At 64.0% G+C, this 23,862-nt stretch carries 20 protein-coding genes; 11 read left to right on the top strand and 9 right to left on the bottom strand.

Annotated features, from left to right (window positions below; translation table 11 throughout):
- Positions 1-192 precede the first annotated feature (192 nt).
- Together FV139_RS11390 and FV139_RS11385 are read left to right on the top strand one after the other, a co-directional pair.
- The gene (locus FV139_RS11390; protein WP_148068537.1) at positions 193-1,389 is read left to right on the top strand and encodes a CoA transferase; all 1,197 of its coding nucleotides are present in this window, start codon (positions 193-195) and stop codon (positions 1,387-1,389) included.
- A 41-nt stretch (positions 1,390-1,430) separates the two neighbouring features.
- On the top strand, positions 1,431-2,831 hold the full coding sequence (locus FV139_RS11385) for an amidohydrolase family protein (protein ID WP_187276495.1): 1,401 nt from the start codon (positions 1,431-1,433) through the stop codon (positions 2,829-2,831).
- 15 nt (positions 2,832-2,846) lie between these two features.
- Here the strand turns inward: FV139_RS11385 and FV139_RS11380 are convergent, their stop codons facing one another.
- Together FV139_RS11380 and FV139_RS11375 are read right to left on the bottom strand one after the other, a co-directional pair.
- Positions 2,847-3,749: a DMT family transporter gene (locus FV139_RS11380; RefSeq protein WP_187276494.1), complete on the bottom strand. Its 903-nt coding sequence runs from the start codon at positions 3,747-3,749 to the stop codon at positions 2,847-2,849.
- Positions 3,727-4,284: a gamma-glutamylcyclotransferase gene (locus FV139_RS11375; RefSeq protein WP_148068534.1), complete on the bottom strand. Its 558-nt coding sequence runs from the start codon at positions 4,282-4,284 to the stop codon at positions 3,727-3,729. Before FV139_RS11375 ends, FV139_RS11380 begins: the two co-directional genes overlap by 23 nt.
- A 192-nt stretch (positions 4,285-4,476) precedes the next feature.
- Here FV139_RS11375 and FV139_RS11370 point away from each other — a divergent pair, with 192 nt between their 5' ends.
- Both FV139_RS11370 and FV139_RS11365 read left to right on the top strand, forming a co-directional pair.
- Positions 4,477-5,064 (top strand): DUF4136 domain-containing protein, encoded by a 588-nt coding sequence (locus FV139_RS11370; RefSeq protein WP_148068533.1) that lies wholly within the window; start codon positions 4,477-4,479, stop codon positions 5,062-5,064.
- Between the two features lie 46 nt (positions 5,065-5,110).
- On the top strand, positions 5,111-6,844 hold the full coding sequence (locus FV139_RS11365) for a DUF885 domain-containing protein (RefSeq protein ID WP_148068532.1): 1,734 nt from the start codon (positions 5,111-5,113) through the stop codon (positions 6,842-6,844).
- Positions 6,845-6,865: 21 nt separating this feature from the next.
- On the opposite strand, the gene FV139_RS11360 is transcribed toward FV139_RS11365, so the two are convergent.
- Both FV139_RS11360 and FV139_RS11355 read right to left on the bottom strand, forming a co-directional pair.
- Positions 6,866-9,079, bottom strand: coding sequence for a PQQ-dependent dehydrogenase, methanol/ethanol family (locus FV139_RS11360; protein WP_235898628.1), 2,214 nt, complete (start codon positions 9,077-9,079; stop codon positions 6,866-6,868).
- A 158-nt stretch (positions 9,080-9,237) separates the two neighbouring features.
- Positions 9,238-11,175 (bottom strand): winged helix-turn-helix domain-containing tetratricopeptide repeat protein, encoded by a 1,938-nt coding sequence (locus tag FV139_RS11355; protein WP_148068531.1) that lies wholly within the window; start codon positions 11,173-11,175, stop codon positions 9,238-9,240.
- 222 nt (positions 11,176-11,397) lie between these two features.
- Here FV139_RS11355 and FV139_RS11350 point away from each other — a divergent pair, with 222 nt between their 5' ends.
- Positions 11,398-12,402, top strand: a complete 1,005-nt coding sequence (locus tag FV139_RS11350) for a cysteine synthase A (RefSeq protein WP_148068530.1) — start codon at positions 11,398-11,400, stop codon at positions 12,400-12,402.
- 27 nt (positions 12,403-12,429) lie between these two features.
- Here FV139_RS11350 and FV139_RS11345 read toward each other — a convergent pair whose 3' ends face one another.
- Positions 12,430-15,510 (bottom strand): MFS transporter, encoded by a 3,081-nt coding sequence (locus tag FV139_RS11345; protein ID WP_187276493.1) that lies wholly within the window; start codon positions 15,508-15,510, stop codon positions 12,430-12,432.
- A gap of 163 nt (positions 15,511-15,673) precedes the next feature.
- On the opposite strand from FV139_RS11345, the gene FV139_RS11340 reads away from it, so the two are divergent.
- From FV139_RS11340 to FV139_RS11315, 6 genes are all read left to right on the top strand, one after another.
- Positions 15,674-16,414 (top strand): XRE family transcriptional regulator, encoded by a 741-nt coding sequence (locus FV139_RS11340; protein WP_148068528.1) that lies wholly within the window; start codon positions 15,674-15,676, stop codon positions 16,412-16,414.
- 124 nt (positions 16,415-16,538) lie between these two features.
- Entirely contained in the window at positions 16,539-16,814 is a 276-nt protein-coding gene (locus FV139_RS11335; protein WP_148068527.1) for a YiaA/YiaB family inner membrane protein, read from the top strand.
- 12 nt (positions 16,815-16,826) lie between these two features.
- Complete coding sequence (locus FV139_RS11330; protein WP_148068526.1) at positions 16,827-17,528, top strand: PspA/IM30 family protein; 702 nt, start codon at positions 16,827-16,829, stop codon at positions 17,526-17,528.
- A gap of 102 nt (positions 17,529-17,630) precedes the next feature.
- Positions 17,631-18,491: a hypothetical protein gene (locus FV139_RS11325; RefSeq protein ID WP_148068525.1), complete on the top strand. Its 861-nt coding sequence runs from the start codon at positions 17,631-17,633 to the stop codon at positions 18,489-18,491.
- A 68-nt stretch (positions 18,492-18,559) separates the two neighbouring features.
- A complete protein-coding gene (locus FV139_RS11320) occupies positions 18,560-19,108 on the top strand; it encodes an RNA polymerase sigma factor (protein ID WP_148068524.1) in 549 nt (182 codons plus the stop codon).
- A complete protein-coding gene (locus tag FV139_RS11315; RefSeq protein ID WP_148068523.1) occupies positions 19,105-21,174 on the top strand; it encodes a vWA domain-containing protein in 2,070 nt (689 codons plus the stop codon). The genes FV139_RS11320 and FV139_RS11315 overlap by 4 nt, the downstream gene beginning before the upstream one ends.
- 67 nt (positions 21,175-21,241) lie before the next feature.
- On the opposite strand, the gene FV139_RS11310 is transcribed toward FV139_RS11315, so the two are convergent.
- The 4 genes from FV139_RS11310 to FV139_RS11295 form a co-directional block, all read right to left on the bottom strand.
- Positions 21,242-21,613, bottom strand: a complete 372-nt coding sequence (locus FV139_RS11310; protein WP_187276492.1) for a HigA family addiction module antitoxin — start codon at positions 21,611-21,613, stop codon at positions 21,242-21,244.
- The gene (locus FV139_RS11305) at positions 21,606-22,607 is read right to left on the bottom strand and encodes an SPFH domain-containing protein (RefSeq protein ID WP_148068521.1); all 1,002 of its coding nucleotides are present in this window, start codon (positions 22,605-22,607) and stop codon (positions 21,606-21,608) included. Before FV139_RS11305 ends, FV139_RS11310 begins: the two co-directional genes overlap by 8 nt.
- 9 nt (positions 22,608-22,616) lie before the next feature.
- Positions 22,617-23,060 (bottom strand): NfeD family protein, encoded by a 444-nt coding sequence (locus FV139_RS11300; protein ID WP_148068520.1) that lies wholly within the window; start codon positions 23,058-23,060, stop codon positions 22,617-22,619.
- A 133-nt stretch (positions 23,061-23,193) separates the two neighbouring features.
- Positions 23,194-23,835, bottom strand: a complete 642-nt coding sequence (locus tag FV139_RS11295) for a hypothetical protein (RefSeq protein ID WP_148068519.1) — start codon at positions 23,833-23,835, stop codon at positions 23,194-23,196.
- Positions 23,836-23,862 lie beyond the last annotated feature (27 nt).

Here is a 23,862-nt window from a genome sequence, read left to right as displayed (position 1 = left end):
GTGTATCCGCCCGGGTGGACAGGCACACGCCTGCGACAGTGGCGCCCGGGAGCCCGAAGTGACGCCGACACCCTGTTTGCGCCATAGTGGAGGCCCCTGGCACCGAGGAGAAGCCCGATCAGCACGAGGTCGACCCTGCTACCCCCTGACTGGCCGCTTTACGCGACCCTGCCGCCCTATGGCTGCAAACTCTTGCAGGACATCGGTGTCGACCGGATAGCGCCAGCGGCTGACGAGAGCGAACCCCATGAGAATCTGCAGGCTACCGGTGACCGGCCGGGGCTGGACCTGCCTGTTCCCCTGGCCTCCTGTGCCAACGACGTATTACAGGCGTATCGGTCGCTGAGCGGTGTCGACGTATTGCCTGCACTGTCGGGTGCCCGCCTGCTGGACGAACGCCACACCCTGGATGCCAGCCGACGCGAAGGCGAAGCCCACTGCCGCCTGTTACCGACTGCCGACGGCGTAATCGGCGTGAATCTCGCCCGCGACAGCGACTGGGAACTGATGCCGGCCTGGCTTGAAGGGAACGAGGCAAGTAACTGGGAGCAACTGGCTGAGCAGGTGGCGAAGCGCCAGACCAGCGCCTTGCTGGAGCAGGGCCGCCTGCTCGGACTCGCGCTCGCCGACGCCACGGTCATCCCCTCCCGGGAAACCCCCTGGTTCGAGCCCACAACACTTCACAGCCCGCTGACCGCCGACCGCCGCGACCGCCGCCCGCGGGTGATCGATCTGAGCTCACTCTGGGCCGGCCCCCTGTGCAGCCGCCTGTGGCTCGCTGCGGGAGCCGAGGTCATCAAGGTCGAGGGCGCCCATCGCCCTGACGGCGCCCGCAGCGGCTCCCCCGCATTTTTTGAACAACTGAATTCGGGCAAGCGCTGCGTCAGCCTCGACCTGCACTTGCCCAGTGGACAGGCAGAACTCAGGGAGCTGATCGCCGGCGCCGATATCGTCCTGGAGGCCTCAAGGCCCCGGGCCCTGCGGCAGATGGGTTTGGTAGCGGAAGACCTGCTGCAAACGCATCCGGGCCTGAGCTGGGTCAGCATCACCGGTTACGGACGTCAGGAACCACAAGCCAACTGGATTGCCTACGGAGACGACGCCGCTATAGCCGCCGGACTGTCAGCCATTGGCCACCAGGTGCACGGCCAATGGCGGGTGTTCGGGGACGCCATCGCCGACCCGCTCACCGGCCTGCACGCGGCGCTCGCCGGCTGGGCCAGCTGGCTGGGGGGCGGCGGCCACCTGCTGGACCTGTCGCTGGAGCGAACCGTACGCCACTGCATAGTGGCCACGGCACCGGCTGACCACAACTACCGCAGCCGCTATCGACTCTGGCGATCCGAGGCCGAAACAACAGTGAACAGGGGACAACCATCATCACGCTGATTCACAACGTCTGCCTGTACGGTCACGACGACAGGGTCACGGTGCGTCTCGAGAACGGCCACATTACCGACATCCGGCCCCGCCATGGCAGCGACCTGCCTGTCAGCGACCCCGCGCACCGCTGGATCGAGGGCAACGGCGCCACCCTGCTGCCGGGTCTGCACGACCACCACCTGCACCTGATGGCCTACGCCGCCGCGCTGGACTCGGTACACTGCGGCCCCCCGGCTGTGCAAACAGAGGAACAGCTCGCGGGATGCCTGCGCGACGCCAACGGGCAGCCCGACGCAGGATGGTTGCGCGGCATCGCCTATCACGCCAGCGTGGCCGGTGACATCGACCGCCACTGGCTGGACCGTTACATTCCGGACCGCCCTGTTCGCGTACAGCACCGCGGTGGCCGCCTCTGGGTGCTCAACAGCTGCGCGCTGGAGGCCCTGAACCTGGACCAGGCCCTCAACCAGGACCAGGCCCAGGGCGAACTACCGCCCGGCCTGGAACGCAGCGGGGAACAGTTTACCGGCCGCCTCTACGAAGGCGATGCCTGGCTGCGCGCCCGGGTACCCCGCAAGCTCCCCGACCTGGCCCGGGCCAGCTGCCAACTTGCCCGCTACGGCATTACCGGCATCACCGATACCACCCCGGCTAATGGACTCGAAGAGTGGCGGCTGTTCGCCGCCGCCCAGGACCGCGGGGAACTGGGCCAGCGAGTGAGAATGATGGGCGGCCCGGACATCGCGCTTTGCCATGACACCGAGGGCCTGCAGCGCGGAGAGCTCAAGGTACACCTGCTGGAATCGCAATTGCCGGAGCTGGACCGCCTGTGCGACGACATCGCCGCGGCGCACGCCCGGGAGCGGGCGGTCGCCATCCACTGCGTGACCCGTACCGAACTGGTGTTTGCCCTGGCCGCGCTGGACGCTGCCGGAACCGTGAGCGGCGACCGCATCGAGCACGCCTCGGTCTGCCCTCCCGAGCAGCTGGAGGAGATCCGCCGTCTCAACCTGCGGGTGGTCACCCAGCCTCACTTTATCGAGGAGCGAGGCGACCACTACCTCGACGAGGTGGAGGCCGAGGACCAGCCCTGGCTGTACCGGGCCGCCGCTTTCCTGGAGGCCGGCGTACCCCTCGCTGGCGGCAGCGACACACCCTTCGGAGACGCCGACCCCTGGCGCCTGATGCGCGCGGCGGTGAGCCGCAGGACCTTACAGGGGAGAATCATCGGAGCGTCAGAGGCACTCACCCCCGAACAGGCTCTGGCACTGTTCCTCAGCCCCCCGCAGTCACCGGGCCTCGGCTTGCGCCACCTGCAGGTCGGTGCCCCCGCCGACCTGTGCCTGCTGAAGGCGCCCTGGGCACAGGTCAGGACCCGACTCGACGCCAACCAGGTGCGCATCACCTGGCGGGGTGGTCAGTGTATTTTCGACGCCGCTGCAACCTGATCCAGCACCCGCGGTCTAGCTTTCCCCTTTCCCCAGCTGCGCGCGCCGGAAACGGTACAGCGACAGAGCGAGGCTCGACCCCACCACCAGCGCCGCCCCGAGTATTTTCTGCGGCGTCAGTGACTCCCCCAGGAAGAGCACACTTTCGAGCATCGACAGCGGCAGGTAGAGGTAGTAGATCATGCTCGAGTAAATGGCCGGCAGCTCGGTACTGCTCTTGACCCACAGGCCGTGGGAGATGACCGTACAGAGCAGCGCCAGGGTCAGCAACTGGTAGACGTCCGCGGTCTGCAGCTCCCAGCTGGACAGGGGCCACAGGGGCAGGAAAAACAGCAGGGCAAAGAAGAACTGGCCCCAGGTGCGGTCCGCCGTGCGCACGCCCTCCGCCCGCTGGTGCAGCAGGGGCAGGACCGCATACAACAGGGCACTGAACAGGCCCACGGCGATCCCCTTGCTGGTGGCATTGTCGAAGGACAGTGCCGGGGACACCACCAGGCAGCCGGCAAAACAACAGGCGATGGCAATCCACTCCACCGCCGCTACCCGCTCACCGTTGAAGAACCAGGCCAGCAGCATGTATTGCACGCCGTAGGTCGTGATCGTCAGGGCGGCGATGGAGGGGGTCGACAATTTGATGCTGGCAAAGTAACTCAGCCAATGCACCGCAAACACCAGTCCGATCACCACCAACTGCCGCCACTGCCGCGGAGCCAAGCGCCACAATCGGCCCTGCCACAACACCATCGGCGTAAACACCAGGGTGGCGATGGCCAGGCGGGTGAAGCCGATGGTGACCTCGTTGGCGGTGGTGGCACTGATCAGTACCGGCGCCGCCGACATGGTGGCCACGGCCACCAGGGCGATGATGATCAGGCGACTGTTTACCACGGCGGCCTCAAGCCCCGGCTGACGGATCATCGGGGCCGCCAAGGGCAGCCACCATGGCATTCAGTTCGAACACGTGTTCGTCGTAGGCCTCGAGCCCCTCGAGGGCTGACACCAACTGGCACAGGTAGTCCCGGTTGCTGCCGCTGGGCCCGGTGCTGCCGGCAATGTGGCGCGCCATGTCCGACATTGGCGCCGCACCGAGAAACGCGGGATTATCGGGCGCCGCGTAGTACACCACGCCGGCCACTACCTCGTCGCTGCCTGCCAGGGTGATCTGTACCGGGGCGCGCACATAGCCGTTCTTCTCCCGGTGGTCCAGGTGCACGAACACGCTCTCCTCCACCCGGTAGGCCACCCCCCGGCACAGGGCGCCAGGAGAGGCCGTCAGAGTTACCACCCGGCCGGGCTGCTCCGGTGTGCCGCGGTGGTCGTGGGAGCCCTGCCAGAAGCGCCGCTCCCAGCCCTCGATGCTCGCCACCTCGCGGCGCAGGTAGGGGAAGTCGACCTTGTAGATCAGCGACCCGTAGCCGAATACCCAGGTTGCGTCCGGTCCTGTCTCACTCACTGCCCGCTACCACCTCTTGTTACTCTCACCTCTTCCTGCTCCCCCTCTCGCCACGCGACTATTACCGCCGCCAGGTCGGGCCGCACGAGACTAGCAGAATGCGCAATCGGCACAAGCCGACCAGGCAGCTTCCTTACACTCTCCCCGGAGGGTGTGTATCCTTGCAGGCCCAGACCAGACCGGAATGTGCCCATGCTCCCGCTGTACCGACCCGCCGTGCTCGGCTTTCTTCTGCTGCTGGCCGGCTGCGCCAGCAAACCCAGTTACGACATCGACTTCAGCGACAGCTTTGATTTTGCCGGCCTGCACAGCTACCGCTGGTACGACGACGTCCACCCTTCGGAAATGGCGGACTACCGCCAGTACAACAGCTCCGACAAGCGAGTGCGCACTTATGTCGACCGCGAACTGCGGCGGCGGGGGTTTAGCGAAGGCACTACAGGCCAGCCCGACTTCCTGGTGAACTACAGTATCTCCAAGCAGGACCAGATGCGCATCGACAGCTTCAGCGGGTATCCCCAGGGGGTGCACGGCGGAATGGGTGTCGGCACCTACGGCGCGGGCGTCAGTATTGGTTACAGCAGCGGGCCCAGCGTCAAGCACTACCAGGAGGGCACGGTGGTGCTGGATGTCATCGACACTCGCAGCAGCAAGATCGTCTGGCGGGGAATCGCCGAGGGCAAGCTGAAGGACTCCCTGACCCAGAAGGACAAAAACCGCATTGCCTCGGAGGTCTCCCAGGCCCTGCTGCAGGACTTTCCCCCAACACCCGGCCAATAGGCCGGATTGTCACCGCGCAACGCCCCCTGACAGGTATCGCAACATCATGAAGAAATATATCGCTGCCGCAGTTGTACAGACGGCCCTGGCACTGGCCCCACTGACGGCGCAGGCCGACGCCAGCGCAGACTTCGAACAACTGCTGGCCGACCACTGGGCCCGGGCCGAAAAGGAAAAGATTTTCTTTCGCACCGACCCTGATGCCTTCCGCCCGGACGGTATTCTGCCGGAAATGGACACCGAAGCCCGGGCCCGACGCCAGGCCTTTAACGAGGAAGTACTCAAACGACTCGACGCCATCGACGGCGACGCCCTGCAGGGGCAGGAGCGTATCAGCTACAAGCTGTTCCGCTACGAGCGGGAGACCGAGCGGGCCAGCTACACCCAGCACGACCATGTCTTTCCCATTACCGCCCTGTTCGGCTTCCACATGTATTTTGCCGACGCCCCGGCCAACATGGCCTTTGGCAGCGTGCAGGATTATGAAAAACTCATCGTCAGCTTCCACGACTACCCCCGCTACAACGGGGAACAGATCGCGGCGCTGCGGGAGGGCATCGCCACCGGCTACACCCAGTTCTGCGGCTCCTTCGGCGAGTATGATCAGACCATCAGCCGCTACATCGTGGAAGACCCCGCCAACAGCGCCTTCTTCGAGCCCTTCACGCGCTTTCCCGGCAACATCCCCGAAAAACAGCGCAAGCGCCTGAGCAACGAGGCGCTGGAAGCCATCGCCGAGGACGTCATTCCCGCCTACCAGGCCTTCGAAACCTTTTTCCGCAATGAATACATGCCCGCCTGCCGCCAGCGGGAAGGCATCACCAGCGTCAAGGGGGGTGACGAGTACTACCAGTTCCTCATCGGCTATTTCACCACCACGGACCTCAGCCCCAGGGCCATCCACGAGATCGGCCTTAAGGAAACCAAACGTATTCGCGGTGAGATGCAGGCCATTATCGACAGGCTGGAATTCGAAGGCTCGTTCCAGGACTTCCTGAACAGCCTGCGCGATGACCCGAAGTTCTATGCCGACAGCCCCCAGGACCTGCTGGAAAAACTGGCCTTTATCGCCAAGCGCATGGATGGCCTGATGCCGACCTACTTCGGCCAGCTGCCGCGCATGCCCTACACCATTCGCCAGTCCGTGGGACGGGGCGCCTTCTATGCCAGTGGTACGGCGGACGGGCGCACCCCCGGCGTCTACTTCATCAACGCCGAGGGCTACCAGAGCCAGCCGCTCTACAATCTCGAGGCGCTCACCCTCCACGAGGCGGTACCCGGCCACCACCACCAGACCGCGCTGGCACTGGAACTGGACCTGCCCGCCTTCCGCCGTTCGCTGTATCACTCGGCCTACGGGGAAGGCTGGGGGCTCTATTCGGAAAGCCTGGGCAAGGAGGCTGGCTTCTACCAGGACCCCTACAGCGACTTCGGCCGCCTGACCTACGAGATGTGGCGCGCCAACCGGCTGGTGGTCGACACCGGCCTGCACGCCTTCGGCTGGACCCGCCAGGAGGCCATCGACTATCTGCTGTCCAACTCGGCGATGACCGAAGCCGAGGTCACCGCGGAGGTAGACCGCTACATCACCTGGCCGGCCCAGGCCCTGTCCTACAAGATCGGCGAACTGCGAATCCAGGCACTGCGTGACAAGGCTGAAGCCGCCCTGGGTGAGCGCTTCGACCTGCGCGCCTTCCACGACGTGGTGGTGGGCAACGGTTCGCTGGCCATTGCCATTCTCGAAGAGGTGGTGGACGAGTGGATCGAGAGCCAGCGCTAGCGCTGGCTCCCTGAAGCCAACTTACTGATCCCGGCCCTCGGCGACATCCTCAGCGCGCTTCTCGAGGTAGTTGAAGATGGCCATAGCGTCGTCCTCGTCGAGAATCTCGAGGAACCCCACCATCCCCTTCTCATGACGCAGACCACCGAGCACGATGGGCAGGAACTGTTCCCGGGTCTCGGCGCTCATGTACCGCAGGTCGGGAACAGAACTGCCGGACACCGCGCGGTCGCCATGGCACACGTAGCAGTAGTCCATATACAGGCTGTAGCCTTCCGCCACCTTGTCGGCGTCGTAGGCGAACTCGCGTGGAGCCACCGTTTTACTGTCTGCGACCTCCGCCTGGGGCAGGACGGCACTACCGCCCAGCTTGAAAACCAGCACCCGTGGGTGAGACACCGCGCCCTTGCTGCGGGTGGCAGCATCCCCCGCCGTCAGGGCAAATGCGCCCCCCCAGCCCGCGGCCACCGCCACGTACTGCTCTCCGTTCACGGCATAGGTCATCGGCGCGGCCGCGATCCCGGTCTGGGCATCCATTGACCAGAGCTCCTCGCCGGAGTCGGCCCGATAGGCCACGAATTCGGCTTCCGCATTGCCCTGGAACAACAGGTTACCCGCGGTACTCAGCATGCCACCGTTCCAGATATTGGCGTGCTGTATGCGCCAGCGCTCTTTACCCGCCACCGGATCCCAGGCACTAATGTGCCCTTTTACCAGGGCCATGAGCTGGTCGCGCATTTCGGCGTCGTCCGGCATCCCGGCCTTGTCGGTCTCAACGCCAGTGTTCCAGCCCAGTTTGCGGTAGGTGAAATCCGTCTCGGAAGAGTACAGCAGGGGGATTTCCTGAGCCGGGATATACACCAGGCCGGCTTCGGGGTTGTAACTCATCGGATGCCAGTTATGGCCACCCAGGGGGTGGGGATATACCACGGCCGCGGTGCCGTTCTCGTAGCGAGCCTCGGGATTCTCCACCGGCCGGCCGGTCGCCAGGTCCACCCCGCTCGCCCAGGTCACCTGAGTGTAGGGTTCGGCGGAAAGCAGCTTGCCCGTGGCCCGGTCCAGCACGTAGAAGAAGCCATTCTTGGGCGCCTGCATGATGACTTTGCGGGTTTCACCGTCGAGCTCGATGTTCGCCAGGATCATGTGCTGGGTGGCAGTGTAGTCCCAGCTCTCCCCCGGGGTGGTCTGGTAGTGCCAGACGTATTCACCGGTATCCGGGCGCAGGGCGACAATGGATGAGAGGTAGAGGTTGTCACCGCCTCCGGGGCTGCGGATAGCGCGGTTCCAGGGAGAGCCGTTACCCACACCAATGTAGAGCAGGTCGAGCTCCGGGTCGTAGGCCATGGAGTCCCAGACCGTGCCGCCACCGCCGATCTTCCACCATTCGCCGCCTTTCCAGGTCGGCAGGGCCTGCTCCAGCGCCGGGTTCTCCAGCGGCTGGGCGGGGTCACCGGGCACCGTGTAAAAGCGCCACAGCAACTCGCCGCCATCCGCGCTGTAGGCAGACACAAAGCCGCGCACGCCCAGTTCGGCACCGCCATTGCCGATCATCACCTTGCCCTTGACGATCCGCGGTGCACCGGTAATCGAGTAGGGCCGGTCCCTGGGCGTGGTCTGCACCTCCCACACCCGGCTGCCGTCGCTCGCCTCCAGGGCCACCAGGCGGCCATCGATGGTGCCGAAGTAGACCCGCCCCTTCCATACAGCGACCCCGCGGTTGACCACGTCACAGCAGGTATTGACCGCCCAGCTAGGCGGCACCTCGGGGTCGTAGGACCACAGCAGTTTGCCGCTGGCCGCGTCCAGGGCAAACACCTTGCTCCAGGCGCCGGTGACATACATCACGCCATCGACCACGATCGGGGTGGCCTCGATGCCGCGCTCGTCGGGCAGGTCGAAATACCAGTCGAGGCCAAGGCTCCGGACGTTATCCGCTGTGATCCCGTCCAGTGGGCTGAAACGCTGCTCGTCGTAGGTGCGGCCGTGGCTCATCCAGTTCTGCGGCTCGGTATCGGCAGCGCGAATCCGGGCACCGTCCACCGCCGCCTGTGGCGGCTCCGCGACGGAGCTGGCGGGAGTACCCGTGACGGAGGACTCCGAAGGCGGGTCGGATGGTTCCTGGGTACAGCCGGCAGTCAGCCCCAACAGGGCGGACAGGGCCAGCGCTCCCAGGCGCGAACGAGTGTGCAGACCCGTTAGAGAGTCCATTTCGGGGGTAGTCTGGAAAACGTGCATTGCAGATACCTTCTGGCGTTGTACAGGGCCCGGCTTGGGCCCCTTGTCGTTATTATCGGCGGCCTTTGTAGGCCCCCTGGATTTTTTCCCACCCGCAGAGTAACGCAGGGCTGGCTGGATGGGTACCTGTCCAATCCTACAGGCACGGAGGGGCCACTTTACTCGGCCTGCACCCCGCTATTCACCTCCGCCAGGATGCTTTTGTAGGCTGCGTCATCCCGCGCGGCCTGCCACTGGGGGTCGATACCGAGAAACACCATGGAGTGTGAGCGCTCCGCCAACGCGCGCCGCAGCCAGCTATAGGCCTTGTCCCGCTCCCCCAGCGCCAGCCAGGCCTTGGCGACTTCATAGGAGGGCAGGTAGTCCCCGGAGCGAACGAGCCCGGTGAGCAGGCTCTGCGCCTCGTCACGCTGTCCCGACAGCGCCAGCGTCCGGGCCAGTGAAGCGCGGAAAATGCCTCCGGCCGCCGACAGACGGTCTGCCTCTCGCAAGACAACGACCGCCTCGTCCGGACGCCCCTCCGCCTCCAGGGTCCAGCCCTGCCACAACAGGGCCAGGGCGAAGTCGGGTGCCAGTTCCCGGGTCAATGCCAATTGCTCCAGCGCCTGCGCGTAGCGCCCCTCGAAATACCACACCCAGCCCAGGACGGCATTGGCAATAAGCGAGAGAGGGTCGAGTTGCCGGGCACGACGCATCTCGCGCTCGGCCTCCTCGAAGCGGCCTGCCGCCGTCAACAGGTTGGCGTACCACTGATGGGTCTTGGCGTGCACCGAACGCAGCGCAAGTGCGCGCTGGAAATGCGCCTCTCCCTGCGCCAGGTTCCAGTCGAAATAGAGCGAGACATAACCCAGGGTGGCGTGGGCCGAGGCGTTGGCAGGGTCGAGTACCAGGGCCTGCTGTGCCGCTTCCCGCGCCAGCGGAAACGCCTCTGTCGGGCGGCGGTAGTCGTAGAAGCCCTCGACGGCATAGGCATCCGCGAGCCCGGCCCAGGCCGGCGCGTAATCCGGCGCCTGGGAGGTCGCCAGCAGCAGGAAGCTAACAGCGCGAGCCAGGTCGTCCCGGGTTCGCTTGTGCCAGTAAAAGCGCCCCTGCAGGTAGTTGTCGTAGGCGCGGGGGTCCGGCGGCGCCTGGGCGGGCGCACTCACCTCCCCCGGAGGCGTCACCATGCGCCCCACCAGGGTGCGGGTAATCGCACCCGCAATCTCTTCCTGAACCGCGAACACATCGCCCTCGGAGCGGTCGTAGCTTTCCGACCAGAGTTGCAGCCCGGTGGCGGCGTCCACCAGGCGCACACTGATCCGCAGGCGCTCACCCGAGCGTCGCACGCTGCCCTCCACCAGGGTGTCGGCATTGAGCAGGCGCCCAATCTCCCGGGCCCCCAGACCCGCCCCCTGTACCGCGGCGGCGGAGGCACGGGACACCATCTGGATCTCCCGTACCCTACCCAGGCGGAACATGACCTCCTCGGCGAGGCCGGCGCAGAAATAGTCGTCACGGGCATCGCCACTGGCGTTGGCAAAGGGAAGTACGGCCAGGGTATGGCCTGTAACCCGGGCACTGTGGGACACACTGCCACCCGGCCACCACTCACTGAATACGCCCGGGCGCCACAACCACCCCCCGAACAGCAGCGCGGCCAGCAGCAGCGCCAGCAGGAGGGCAGCCGACCATCCCGGTAAACGGCCGCCGGACCGCGATGGAACCGGCTCTGGCTGTCTCGGTGCCACAGGCTCCGGGAGCGGGGCATCCGCCTCCACGGCCTCCTCGGGTGGCACCAGCCGCCCCTGGACCGCCGACACAAAGCGGTAACCGTGCCGCGGCACGGTTTCGACAAAGCGCGGGTGGTTGGCGGAATCGTCCAGGGCCTGGCGCAGCTTGCGCAGGGTGGTGTTGAGGTTGTCGTCGAGGAGCCCGCTGGCGTCTTCGGGCCACAGGGCGTGATAGAAGGTGTCGCGGGTAACCAGCTCACCAGGGTGCTCGAGAAAGATCTCCAGCGCCCGCAGCGGCATCTCCTGGATCACCACGCGCCGGCCCTGCCTGCGCAGCTCCCTGGTTTCCGGGTCGTATTCGAATTCAGCGAAGCGAAGTAGTGCCAATTGCCCGTCCCGTACCCTTGAGGGTCGCCGGGTGCTCCCATTTCGGCCCCCGCGCCGCGACCACTATTTTCAGTTATCAGGTCACCTGTCTCAGTATAGTGAGGAGGATGCAGAATCGTCGCAAAAACAGGAATCGGGCCACAGCGAGCAAACACAGGTGGGCAAGGCGGCCAGGGAGTGCCATTATCAGGGGAGGCTCCAACAATAAAAAGGAGAGCGCCCATGACCCGCCAACCCGGCATTCTCGATCTCATCGGCAACACTCCACTGATCCACCTGCGGGAGGCATCGGAACTCACTGGCTGTCACATTTACGGCAAGGCGGAGTTCATGAATCCGGGTGGCTCGGTCAAGGACCGCACCGCGCTGGGCATCATCCGCGCCGCGGAGGCGGCCGGGGAACTGCGCCCCGGCGGTGTGATCGTGGAGGGCACCGCGGGCAATACGGGCATCGGCCTGACCCTGGTCGCCAATGCCCTCGGCTACCAGTCGGTCATCGTGATGCCCCAGACCGCCAGCCAGGAGAAGATCGACCAGCTGGAGATGCTGGGCGCCGACCTGATCCTGGTACCGAACGCGCCCTACAGCAGCCACCAGCACTACATCCATACCGCCCAAAGCGTTGCCGAGGGGCGCGCCCACTCCGAACCCAATGGCGCCGCCTGGGCCCGCCAGTTCGGTAACCCCGCCAACCGCCAGATTCACTACGACACCACCGGCCCGGAAATCTGGGAGCAGACCGGGGGCAAGGTGGACGGCTTCATCTGTGCCGTGGGTACCGGCGGCACCCTGGCGGGGGTGGCGGACGCCCTGCGCGAGCGCAAGCCGGCGGTGAAGATCGGCCTGGCGGACCCGATGGGCTCCGCACTCTACAGTCACTTCAACGGCGGCGCGCTGCAGGCCGAGGGCAATTCCATTACCGAGGGCATCGGCGTTTCCTTCGTACCCGGCAACCTCGACGGCGTGGAGGTCGATTTCAGCTGCCAGGTAGACGACGACACCGCCCTGCCCTGTGTATTCGACCTGCTGAAACACGAAGGCATCTCGGTGGGCGGTTCCTCGGGCATCAATATCGCGGGCGCCATTGCCATGGCCAAAGAGCTCGGGCCGGGGCACACCATTATCACGATCCTGTGCGACGCCGGCAGCCGTTACCACAGCAAACTGTTCAATCCCGAGTTCCTGATGCGGCACAAGCTGCCTTTCCCGGAGTGGATGGCCAGTTGATTCGCAGACGCTGTATCCGCTCGCCGGTCAGGTAGCCAGCAGCAGAAACCCCTCTTCGTTGAGCCGGGCCTGGCAGCCGGTCGCGATCCACGCACCCGCACTCCCCTCCCGGCTGGCCACCTGGGGGCCACCAACATGGAGTTCCCCCGGGCTACCCAGGGGCAGGTCCTGGCCGCTGACCGCATCCACAACTCGCAGGCGGGTGCCGGGCAGCGGCATCCCCACGCTGCCCGAGAGATTCCCCTGCTGGACTTTCCAGTCCTTGAGATCGACCGCGTCGGGAATATTCAGGGTGGCAACGGCAGTACACCAGGCGCCACCGAAACCGGTGAAGACACGGCAGCCAAAGCGGAGTTCAAACCGTTCCCGCTCCGCGGTGTCCAGTTCACCTTCAGTACAGGCAACCCGGCGCAGAGACTCCAGCATCAGGGGATGGACCGCTGTCTCGGCAGCCAGCGCATCCACTTGTCCCGCGCGGGCCACCAGCAAGGTGGCATTGGCCCGGGCCACACCGTGGGCTAGGCCGGTCACATCCTCTGCCGGGGCATGGCACAGGAGCGGGATGCCCTCGGTGAGTGGCATCAGCAGGCCCAGCGTGAAGCCGGTGGGGGTGTCCAGGGGGAGCGCACTGGCCACCACGTCTTCCACGCGCGTATTGAACACATCCGACAGCTGTTTACTGTTCACCAGGATATTGCGATGGGAGAGCGGCAGGGCCTCACCTTTATCGAACAGCAGGGCTGCGGCAGCTTCCCCGTGCTGGCGACCGCCGCCAAGACGGTAGATCAACCGCGAGGGCAACAGGCGCAGCTGCAATGTACCGAGCAACTTCTGCCAGGGGGACACACCGGACAGCAGCTCTTCGATGTAGTGGACAGCATTCTGACCGAAGGCGGCAGCATCCTCGAAGCCCTCTTCCGACAACCCCTGTTCCGACAGCCCTGCCAGGGTATCGCGCCGGGTAACAACCCGCTGCACACCGGCCTGTTGCGCCAGCGCTGTTGCCTCTCCGGACAGCGGCAGCGGCACCACGGTATGACCACGCCAGAGCGCCGCCAGCACGACAATGGCCGCCTCCGTTCCCGGCGGCAACAGGATGCCGACAACGCTCGACGAAGCGCCGCCCAGGCGAGCGGCAACCACCCGCACCCGGGCAAACAGCTCGGCTTCCGTCAGGCGCTCGCCGGATGTGTCGGCGATAGCCTGCTCGGACGGACGGCGCCGGGCAGTGCGCAACCAGGCCAGGGCAACGGGGTCCAGGCTTTCGCTGTAGGCCTGCCAGGCGGTGACCGAGAGATCCATCACTTCCTGTTTGAGTTCCTTGGCGCCGGTCTGCAGTGGCAGGGGCTCGCCAAAGGCAACGATCAGGTCGCGGCGAAAATCCGGTGTGCGCGCGAGTTGCAGACCATCGTCCGCCCGGGACAGGCTGCTGCCCCAGAGGCCGTGCAGGTAGAAAGGTACGATCACACCCTCTTCCACCCCGTCCAGGGTACGCTGGTAACCGGTGTGGAACTTGCCCAGATGGCCGTTGCGGCTGATGGCCCCCTCCGGGAACAGGCACACGCACTCGCCGGCCTTGAGCAGGCTGTTGATGGTGGCAAGGGCCTCCTCGCTCTGGCCCGCGGCGATGGGCACCACGCCGAACGCTTTGAGGAGGGGCTTCAGGTACCAGGTTTCATAGATGCGGCGCAGCATCACGAATCGAATGGGACGGGGGCAGGCGATCTGCACCAGGGCCCAGTCAATCCAGGAAATGTGGTTACCCAGCAGCAGGGTGGCCCCGGACTGGGGCAGGTTGTCGAAGCCGATCACCGCCACCTTGTAACGGCGCTTGAGAATCCACATCACCAGGATACGGGCCAGGGAGTGGGGTAGCTTGCGCACGGTGTAGCCGGTGCCAATGACCGCCACCACGGTCAGCAGGTAGAACAGGCCGACACTGCCGATGCCCGCCGTGGCGAATACCACCGTCAGCACGAGAGCCGTCATCATGGCCACGTTCTGCACCCAGTTGTTACCCGCCAGTACGGTACCCAACTGTTCCTTGCGCGCCTGGAACTGGATCAGGGCATTGAGCGGTACGATGAACAGGCCGCCCATTACCCCCACCAGGAGGAAGGTGAGCCCCATGGTCACCGCGCTCTCCAGCCCCGGCAACACGAAAAGTCCGATGGCGATACCCAGCGCGCCCACCGGAATGAAGCCGGTCTCGATGTAGTTCCGGGAAGCGCGACCGGCCAGCATCGAACCCAGCGCGATACCAATCCCCGAACACGCCAGAATCCCCTGGATGACCACGGTATTGGTTTCCCCCAGCGCCTCCTTGGCAAAGGCCGGGAATGCCGCCAGCATCACCTGGGAAATCGCCCAGAAGGTGGCCAGACCGATGATCGACAGCCAGATGGCACTGCGCTCATTCAACACACGCAGATTCTGACGCAGGTAATCGAGCCGGGCGTAACGGGAAATTTGAAAACCGGTGTCAGGTGCGGCCGCCCTACGCGCCGGCAACAGGGCCGTAGCCAGCCACTCCACCAGGGCAAGCGCCATGAGCACCCAGCCGATGGACGCCACATAGTGCATCGTTTCACCGGGGTCACTCGTACCCGCCGCCGGCAGCAGGGCCTCGAACAACATCGAGAACACAAAGGTGCCCAGCAGGATACCGGCGATGGTAATGGCCTGGACCGCACCGTTGGCGGACGCGAGGTTGCCGGCGCCCACCAGTTCCTTGATGTAACCGTACTTGGCCGGACTGTAGATGGCGCTCTGTACCGCCAGCAGGAAAGTCAGGGCAAAGGCCGCCCAGAACCAGCCCTGGTAGTAACTGAAGGTGATCAGCCCGGTGGCCACCACCGCCACCAGGGCGGCGTGACGGATAATGCGGTGCTTGGCGAAGCGGTCTGCGAGGAACCCGGCGGGGGAAAACAACAGGATGAAAGGCAGCAGGATGAGTCCGTTCACTATCGCGGTCAGGATCACCTGTTGCTGGCCATCGTAGCTCTTGAAAATCGCGTTCTGGATCACGATTTTGTGACCGAGGTCGACGAAGGCATTGAGGAACACTACCGCCAGGTAGGCCAGGTATCCGCGCTTGTTATTGCTCATTGTGTGCTCTCTGTTCGCTGCTCTGTGAAGAGCGCCGGGGGAATCCATTCATGCCCGCCAGAGTAAGCGCAGGCCGCACATGTCGCTACCGAATACTATGTTGTAGCAGAAATCGCCACCTCTGGTACTATCCCGTGATACCCAACACACAGGGAATCACACTATGGCCCAGGTTACCGCACTGGTGGAGGCCCTCAAGTCTGCCCTCAAGTCCGCGGGGATCACCTATGCCGGCGTCGCAGCGGCACTGGCGCTGTCGGAGTCCTCGGTGAAGCGCAAATTCTCCCGCGAGGAGTTTACCCTGGCGGAGATCGACCGCATCTGCAGCCTCTGCGCCCTGGACATCAGCGCCCTGGTGCAACTGATGGAGCAGCGCCACGACCGCCTGCAGCGGCTGAGCGTGGAACAGGAACGGGAGATTGCCGACGACCTCGCCCTGCTGGTGGTGACCGTGTGCGTGCTCAACCACTGGCGCTTCGAGGACATTCTGCGCTTTTATGTTTTTGAAGAACACCAACTGGTACAGATGCTGGCCCGCCTCGACCGCCTGCGGCTGATCGAACTGCAACCCAACAACCGCATCAAGCTGCTGGTGGCCACCAACTTCGGCTGGCGTCCGGGCGGCCCGATCCAGACCCGCTTCCTCAAGACCATCCAGAAGGACTTTTTTGCCGCCAACTTCGACCGCCAGGACCACAGCCTTATAGTGCTGAACGGTATGCTGTCGGAGGAATCCAATTCCGAGTTCCGGCGCAAGCTGGAACGCCTGGCCCGGGAGTTCGACCAGCTCAACCGCGAGGACGCCGGCCTGCCCTTCACTGATCGCCACGGCTACACCGCGGTCATGGCCCTGCGCGACTGGCGCTACACGGGCTTTGCCCCGCTGCTCAAGGACGCCACCTGACGCCGGGTATCACCTGCCGCTACCTGCGGTGGCGCCACGCGGCGCTTCGCCTGCAGCAATTGCTCCCCGGCGGCGCCGCTGCCAATACTCCCTCCCGTCGAAACAACCACAGGAGGGATTCGACATGGAACAATATGAAATCAGCGGTAGCACCTCGGCCTGGGACATTTTTGTCCGCCTGTCTTTTGGCATCGCGGTGGGGTCCACCCTGCTGGGTATCTACATGATGCCCGGGGAACTGATCGTAAAGGGTTACTTCCTGATCAGTTCCCTGTTCCTGGTGTACGCCACCATCACCATGTCCAAGACCATTCGCGACCGGCACGAGTCAGAACGACTCCACAACCGGATCAGCGAAGCGCGCACCAGCAAGATCCTGCGCGACATGGACCGTGAGTAGGAGGCCGCAACCATGAGCGTATTCAGAAAACTGAACACCCTGCTGCGGGCCGGCGCCCGGGAGAGCGCGGAGCGTATTACCGGCGCCAACGCCATACGTATCTACCGCCAGGAAATCGTCGATGCCGAACACCTGCTGGAGCGACGCCGCAACTGCCTGGCGGGCATGATCGCCACCCGCCACGACCTCGAGCGCGAGATAGGCGCCTGCGACCAGCGCATCGCCCGGCGGGAAAAACAGGTGTCCGCCGTGGCACCAGAGCAGCGGGACGAGGCCTTGCTGCAACTGGCAGCACAGGACATCAGCAGCACCGAGTCTCACCGGGAAGCCCTGCGTCGGCGCCACAGTGTACTGTGCGGGCGCATCGACACCGAGGAACTGACCCTGCGCCGCCTGCTGGCAGAAATCCGGGAACACCAGCGCGAGGTCCGGTTACTCTCCGCGGAAGTGGCGCGAGGCGGCTGCCAGGCCATCGAACGCTACCAGGCCACCGTGGCCGGCCACCTCGCTACCCTGCGCGACACCCGGGCCAGCATCAGCGGCACGGTGAGTGACAACGATGCCGCGGAAGCCGGTATGAATGAAGCCATCGACCGACTGGAGGGCGACCCGCTGGACCGGCGCCTGGAGCGGGACGGGCTGGACGACGACTCCCGGCACCGGGAGGCGGTACTCGCCAGGCTGCGCGGATTGGGCGCTGCGGGCGCGACTTGAACGCCCATCCCGCCCTGCTCCATTTAGCATGCGCCATTGAACATTGCAGCAGGGCGGGAGTCCTAATAGGGTGAAGACCTGACGCCAAAGGAATACCCAGCGATGACAATCCGGCTTCTGGCCAGCGCCACTGCGCTCACCCTGCTCCTGCCCACCCTGGCTCTCGGTGAAAAGCTCAACAAGCGCGAGCGCGAGGCGGTGGTACCCTTCCTGGGCGTCTACCAGGGCGCCTTTGACACCGCCCTCACCCCCAGCCCGCTGGACGACCTCAACATCAACCCCTGCCGCGACTGCGATACCCACGGCGCGCCGCTGAAAGATATCTACCTGCAATTGGACCAGGCCGACAAGGGCCTGCAACTGAGCTTTCACCGCGAGCCGGAGGGCCCCGCCTTCGATCTGCTCGGCCAGTACTGCCACAGCGCGGTGGGGGAATTGAAAGACCTCAAAACCACGGAAGGCACCGGCAAGGACAGCGGTGACAGTTATCGCGTGATGACCGCCACCTTCGCCTTCGACCCCGGCCGCTGCCCGCGCAATGTCGCCGAGAACAAAGAACCCGAACTCACCCTGTCGCTGTTGCAGAACGAAACCCAGGGGATGCACTTCGCCAAGCTGGAAATCGACAAGGACCTGCGCCGTGTCACCACCCTCACCGCCAAGAACCGTGAGGGCGAGCGGGTGGAAGTGAAGTCCAACCCCGCCGACTACGGCAAGGACCGCCGGGAGACCCGTTCCTACCTCTACGAGGACGAGATGGGCGAAGGCAGCTACGTGCGCAGTAATACCACCGAAACCCGCTACTTCTCGATTCCAGTGGTGCTCAATGGCTATGTGGGCGCCAACCTGACCTGGTGGCCCCACAAAATTCTGGATGTAGAGGCCGAAACCGAAGAGGTACTGACCCGCCACACCGGTGTCTTCATGCCGGTGGCCCCGGAGCTGCAGGACGAAGCGGAATAAATTTTCGCCGCGCCCCAAGGAATCCGCCTGCTGGCGCGTCCTATCACAAACCCCAGGCACAGCCGGCCATGGCAGAGACCTTTACAGACAAGCGGACAGGCTCGCAGCAAGAGACCATCAAGCGCGCCCAGCGCGGCGACCGGGAGGCATTTTCGCGCCTGCTGGAAGACCACTATGCGCTGATGTACCGCTTTGCCTTCAAGTACTGTGGGCAGCGCGCCGACGCCGAGGATGTCACCCAGCAGGCCTGCGTCAAGCTGGCCAGGGTGCTGCCCCAGTTTCGCTTCCAGTCGGCCTTCAGCACCTGGCTTTACCGCCTGGTGATCAACTGCGCCCTGGACTGGCATCGCAAACAAACTGCCACGGGCGATCCTGAACTGGCGGACTCCGCGGTTGAAGGCAACGCCGAGCCGGCAGTCATGCTGCGGCAGGTACTGACCCGGGTACAGGCGATGGGTGAGGGCTACTGCGAGACCCTGGTACTGGTCCACGGCGAAGGGCTCACCCACGCCGAGGCGGCAGCCGTGCTGGAATTGAAGGAATCCACCGTGTCCTGGCGCCTGCACGAAATCCGCAAACGGCTGCAGCGCGAGCAGCAGCCGGGAGTAGAGGTATGAACGACGACGAACTCAAGCAACTGTTTGCCCGGCAGGATACGGCGCATGACGACTCCGCTCGCGACAAGGCTCTGAAGGCGGCCATGGCCGCTTTCGACGAGGCACAGGCAGAGGGCAAGGCAGAACAGGAAAAAACATATTCGGCGACCCAAGGAAGTGCCACCATGTCGCGTCTCATTCCCGACCATCAACCGGTTGGGAGAAAAGCCATGAATACAATCACCGCAGATTCACCCGTGAAACGCTGGACCTTCAGCGCCCTGGCCAGTGCCGCCGTACTGGTGCTGGGCGTCTTTATCACCCTGCAGATGCCCTGGCAGGCAGGAATGGAGCCTGCCGGGCAAACGCCGCCGTACCGTGAAACCCGGGATGACGCACTACCTTCCTCGCCCAAGGTGGCGTTGGAGGAGCGTGCCGTACAGGCCGAGCAGGAACTCGGCAGTGTGGCCAGCGAATCCCACATCGTGGTATTGGACGCCGACGCGTCGGCATCGGCACAGGCAGCCAGCGCGGCACCGCCCCCACAGGTGGCGAGAACCGAGAGGAAGCTACAGGCCGCCCCCGCGGCAGCCGCAGCGCGTGTCGAAGCCGACGGTTTTGCCGTTCCCGCCCTGGCTGCACGCATCGACCCGATGCCACCCCGGGGCTATCAGGAAACCGGCCGCGACCGCTTTGAAGCGGTGGAGGCCAACCCGGTAAAACGGGTTAGCGAGGCCCCGGTATCGACCTTCTCCATCGACGTGGACACCGCCGCCTACAGCTTCGTTCGCCGCCAGTTAAACCAGGGTGTACTGCCGCAGAAAGCTGCCGTGCGGGTAGAGGAAATGATCAACTATTTCCCCTACGACTACCCCGCCCCCCACAGCAGCGACCAGCCCTTCGACACGCACGTCACCCTGATGGATGCACCCTGGAAGCCGGGTAACAAGCTGGTGCATATCGGCATCCAGGGTTATGAAATACAAGGTGAGCAGCCACGCTCCAACCTGGTATTCCTGCTGGATGTGTCCGGCTCCATGAACAGCCCCGACAAACTGCCGCTGGTCAAACAGTCCATGGGCTTGCTGCTGTCCCGCCTGCAACCGGAGGACACCGTTTCCATCGTAGTTTATGCCGGCGCGGCGGGCACCGTGCTGGAGCCCACGCCAGCCAAAGAGAAACAGAAAATCCTCGACGCCCTCAACCGCCTGCAGGCCGGCGGCTCGACCGCGGGTGCGGCGGGCATCCAACTCGCCTACCAGCTGGCTGAGTCACAGCTCGTGAAAGACGGCGTGAACCGCATCATTCTGGCCACCGACGGCGACTTCAATGTCGGCATCAACAATCGGGAGGAACTCAAGGGCTTCGTCGAGCGCAAGCGCGAGTCCGGCGTGTTCCTGTCCGTACTCGGGTTTGGCCAGGGCAACTATCACGACGCCCTGATGCAGACCCTGGCCCAGAACGGTAACGGTGTGGCCGCTTACATCGACACCCTGGGTGAAGCCCAGAAGGTGCTGGTGCACGAAGCCACTTCAGCCCTGTTCCCGATTGCCAAGGACGTGAAAATCCAGGTGGAATTCAACCCGGCAACGGTCAGCGAATACCGGCTGCTGGGCTACGAAACCCGCCTGCTGAAGGAAGAGGACTTCAACAACGACGCGGTGGACGCGGGTGACATCGGCGCCGGACACAGCGTCACGGCGATCTACGAAATCACTCCGGTGGGCAGTGATAGCGGCGTCTTCGCGCCCTCTCGCTACCGGGCTACAGAAGCGGACAGTAGTAAAAGCGGCGAGTACGGTTTCCTCAAACTGCGCTACAAACTGCCCGACGAGGATGAATCACGCCTCATCACCCAGCCCATCGAAGTCAATGCGCGGCAGAGTGAAGGACTAGTGCGTGAAGCCCGCTTCGCCACCGCGGTGGCGGGCTTCGCCGAACTGTTACGCGGCGGAAAATACAGCGGCGACTGGACCTGGGCCGACGCCCTGGGCCTGGCCCAGGCCAACCGCGGCGACGACCCCTATGGCTACCGCGCGGAACTGGTCCAGCTGATTCGCAAGGCGGAAGTCGCCAAGGCTATGTAGCACATCCGTAAGCAAATCCGTAAAGAGAACAACAACGGCTCCTGCGGGGGCCGTTTTCTTTGGAGGGTTAGTGCGCTGGCTCCAGTTGCTGCGCCAACTCGAGCAGAGAGCGTACAGCGTCGTCTTTCGAGGTAGCTGCTCCCAGCTCCAGCGCCTGCACAAGCGCCACCCGCGACGGCGACACCGATTCGCGGGCCTGGGCGACGTCCCACTGCATCTGGGCCAGCAGCCAGAATTCCACGGGGTAGGCGCCGTCGGTCACCCGCTCCAGCAGCAGCGCCATTTTGGGGGTGATGTTGCGTTTGCCCTTGATCAGCTCGTTGACTGGCTGGGGTTGGTTGAACCCCAGCTGCCGGGCAAGCTGCGACTGCGAGCAGCCGCCCGGCTCGAGGATCAGGGACTCCAGCAGGGTGCCGGGATGAGAGACGGTCTTACTCACGAACACCCTCTACTGCAGGAGTCGCCTTGTTGCTCTCCAGCAAATGGCGATAACCGCCGATGAAGGACGCAAGATCGGTAGCGCTATGGGGCATCCACACCACGTTCTCGTTCTTCGCCATCTGGTCGAGGGTTTCCATGTAGCGGATACCTACCAGGTAGTCGGCAAAGTCCTCCTGCATGACTTCCTTCACCAGTTGTAGTTTGCGCTGTTCGGCCTGGGCCAGACGTTCGATCGCAGCCGCTTCACCCTCGGCCTCCAGCACATAGGCTCGCTGCTCGCCCTCCGCGGTAGCGATACGGGCATCCCGCTCACCTTCGGCTCGCAGGACCTCCGCACGCTTGAAACCCTCGGCTTCCGTCACCCGGGCGCGGCGCTCACGTTCCGCTTTCATCTGCTGTTCCATGGCGGACAACACATCCGCCGGCGGAATGATGTCCTGCACCTCAACCCGATTCACCTTGATCCCCCAGGACTGGGCCGCCGCGCCGATCGTTTCCACCAGGCTGGCGTTGATCTTCTCCCGGGAGGTCAGGGTATCGTCGAGGTCCATCTCACCGATCACGTTCCGCAGCGTGGTCTGGGTGAGGGTTTCCAGGGCAATGGGCAGGTTCTCGATTTCGTAAACGGCATCGCGTGCCATGGTGATCTGGAAATACACCACCGCATCCACCTGGATACCCACATTGTCCCGGGTAATCACCGACTGGGAGGGAAAGTCGTACACCTGCTCCCGCAAGTCCATATTGGTGATCGTTGTCACTACAAAGAACTTCTGACCGGCTTCCTTCTCCGTTCGCCGCCAGGGGATCTGGCGCGGCTGGTCGACCACCGGGATGATGATGTTGAGCCCGGGCTCCAGGGTCTTGTGGTAGCGTCCCAGCCGTTCGATCATCATCACCGACTGCTCCGGGACGATGCGAATGCCCTTGACCAGCAGTGTCATCACAAACACCACTATGAATCCGAGTATTACCATTGCTGCAATCGTCATGAGCCCTCCTTAGCGTGGCAGACGCTTTACAATCAAAGTCGAAGTTTTGACGCCCACCACCTCGGCGAGGTCTCCCTCCATCAGGTCATCTTCACTTTCCAGTGCCCAGCGGGAATCGCGGAACATGGTGTAGTAATCGCCCCCGACATCCGGGCTATCCATCACCGTGACCTGCTTGCCCACCATCCCGCGTACGCCAAAACGGGAAGGCTCCTGGTTCATGAAGGTTCGCAGGGCAAAGGGACGAATGCCCACAAAAAAAGCCAAGGTTCCGAGTGCATATCCCAGCAGCGCCCAACCGAGTTCACCACCCAGGTAGTGACCGAGTGCGGCACAGAGCGCACCGAACCCGAGACCGGCCATCACGAAGCCGGAAACAAAGATTTCCGCGGTAATGAGCAGAACGCCCGCAATGATCCAGAGGTGCCAGGGGCTGAGTCCGAGAACCGACATTAATGTATTATCCTTACATGTGTAATATGCAAGAATGGTAGCGCAATCGGCTGGCTTGTCAATTACCGGATATCCATCGCGCCTTGAAGGGATTCAATCCTGAGCCTGGAGAACAGATCCCGAATCCCGCCACTCAGTCACAGGCTTTGACTCCAACCTTGTTCGCCTGGACAGAGAACACGAGATTGTCGATCGCGCGATCCCGTGAGTTGTAGAGCCCGGAAAGGACCGAGTAGCTCTCACAGTCGGCGCTGCCGACCCCACCCGATTGCTCGGCGCCTTCCGCGCTGTATATGACGGTATAGGTGGTCGGGGTTGGATTGCGAAACAGCAGGCTGCCGTACCCGCCCACATCGATCCGCACCAGTTCCAGCCCCGATTCAAATTGCTGAAGCACCACAGGCTCCAGTTCCAGTTGCGCATTGACCGTATCAAAGGCCTCGATGCTGATATCCGCTGAGTTACCCAGCTGGCCCACCACCTTGACCACCGACTTGAAGGAGCGAACCTCCCGCGCGAAGTCGCGCAACTGGTCCAGCTCCTCCTTCGGCAAGTCGCCCCGCTTGTCCCGGCGGTATTGCCGGATTCGGTCATGCAACGCATCCGCACGTTCGACCTGTTCCTGCAATGCAGTGGTGTCGTCCAGGGAACTCCTGAAATCGTCGATCAACTCCTGGTACTCATCGTCAAAGTCTTCAGCAGACGCCGCGATGCTTGCGAACAGACAGCTGCCCAGAAAAAACCAGAAGAAAACTGACGTGATACGCTTTGTCATAAAGAAGTCCATTGGCCTCGAGTGGTC

It is taken from the genome of Parahaliea maris, from assembly GCF_008064665.1.
In the GTDB taxonomy this organism is placed as follows: Bacteria; Pseudomonadota; Gammaproteobacteria; order Pseudomonadales; family Halieaceae; genus Parahaliea; species Parahaliea maris.
This window is presented reverse-complemented; position numbering and strand designations above follow the sequence as displayed.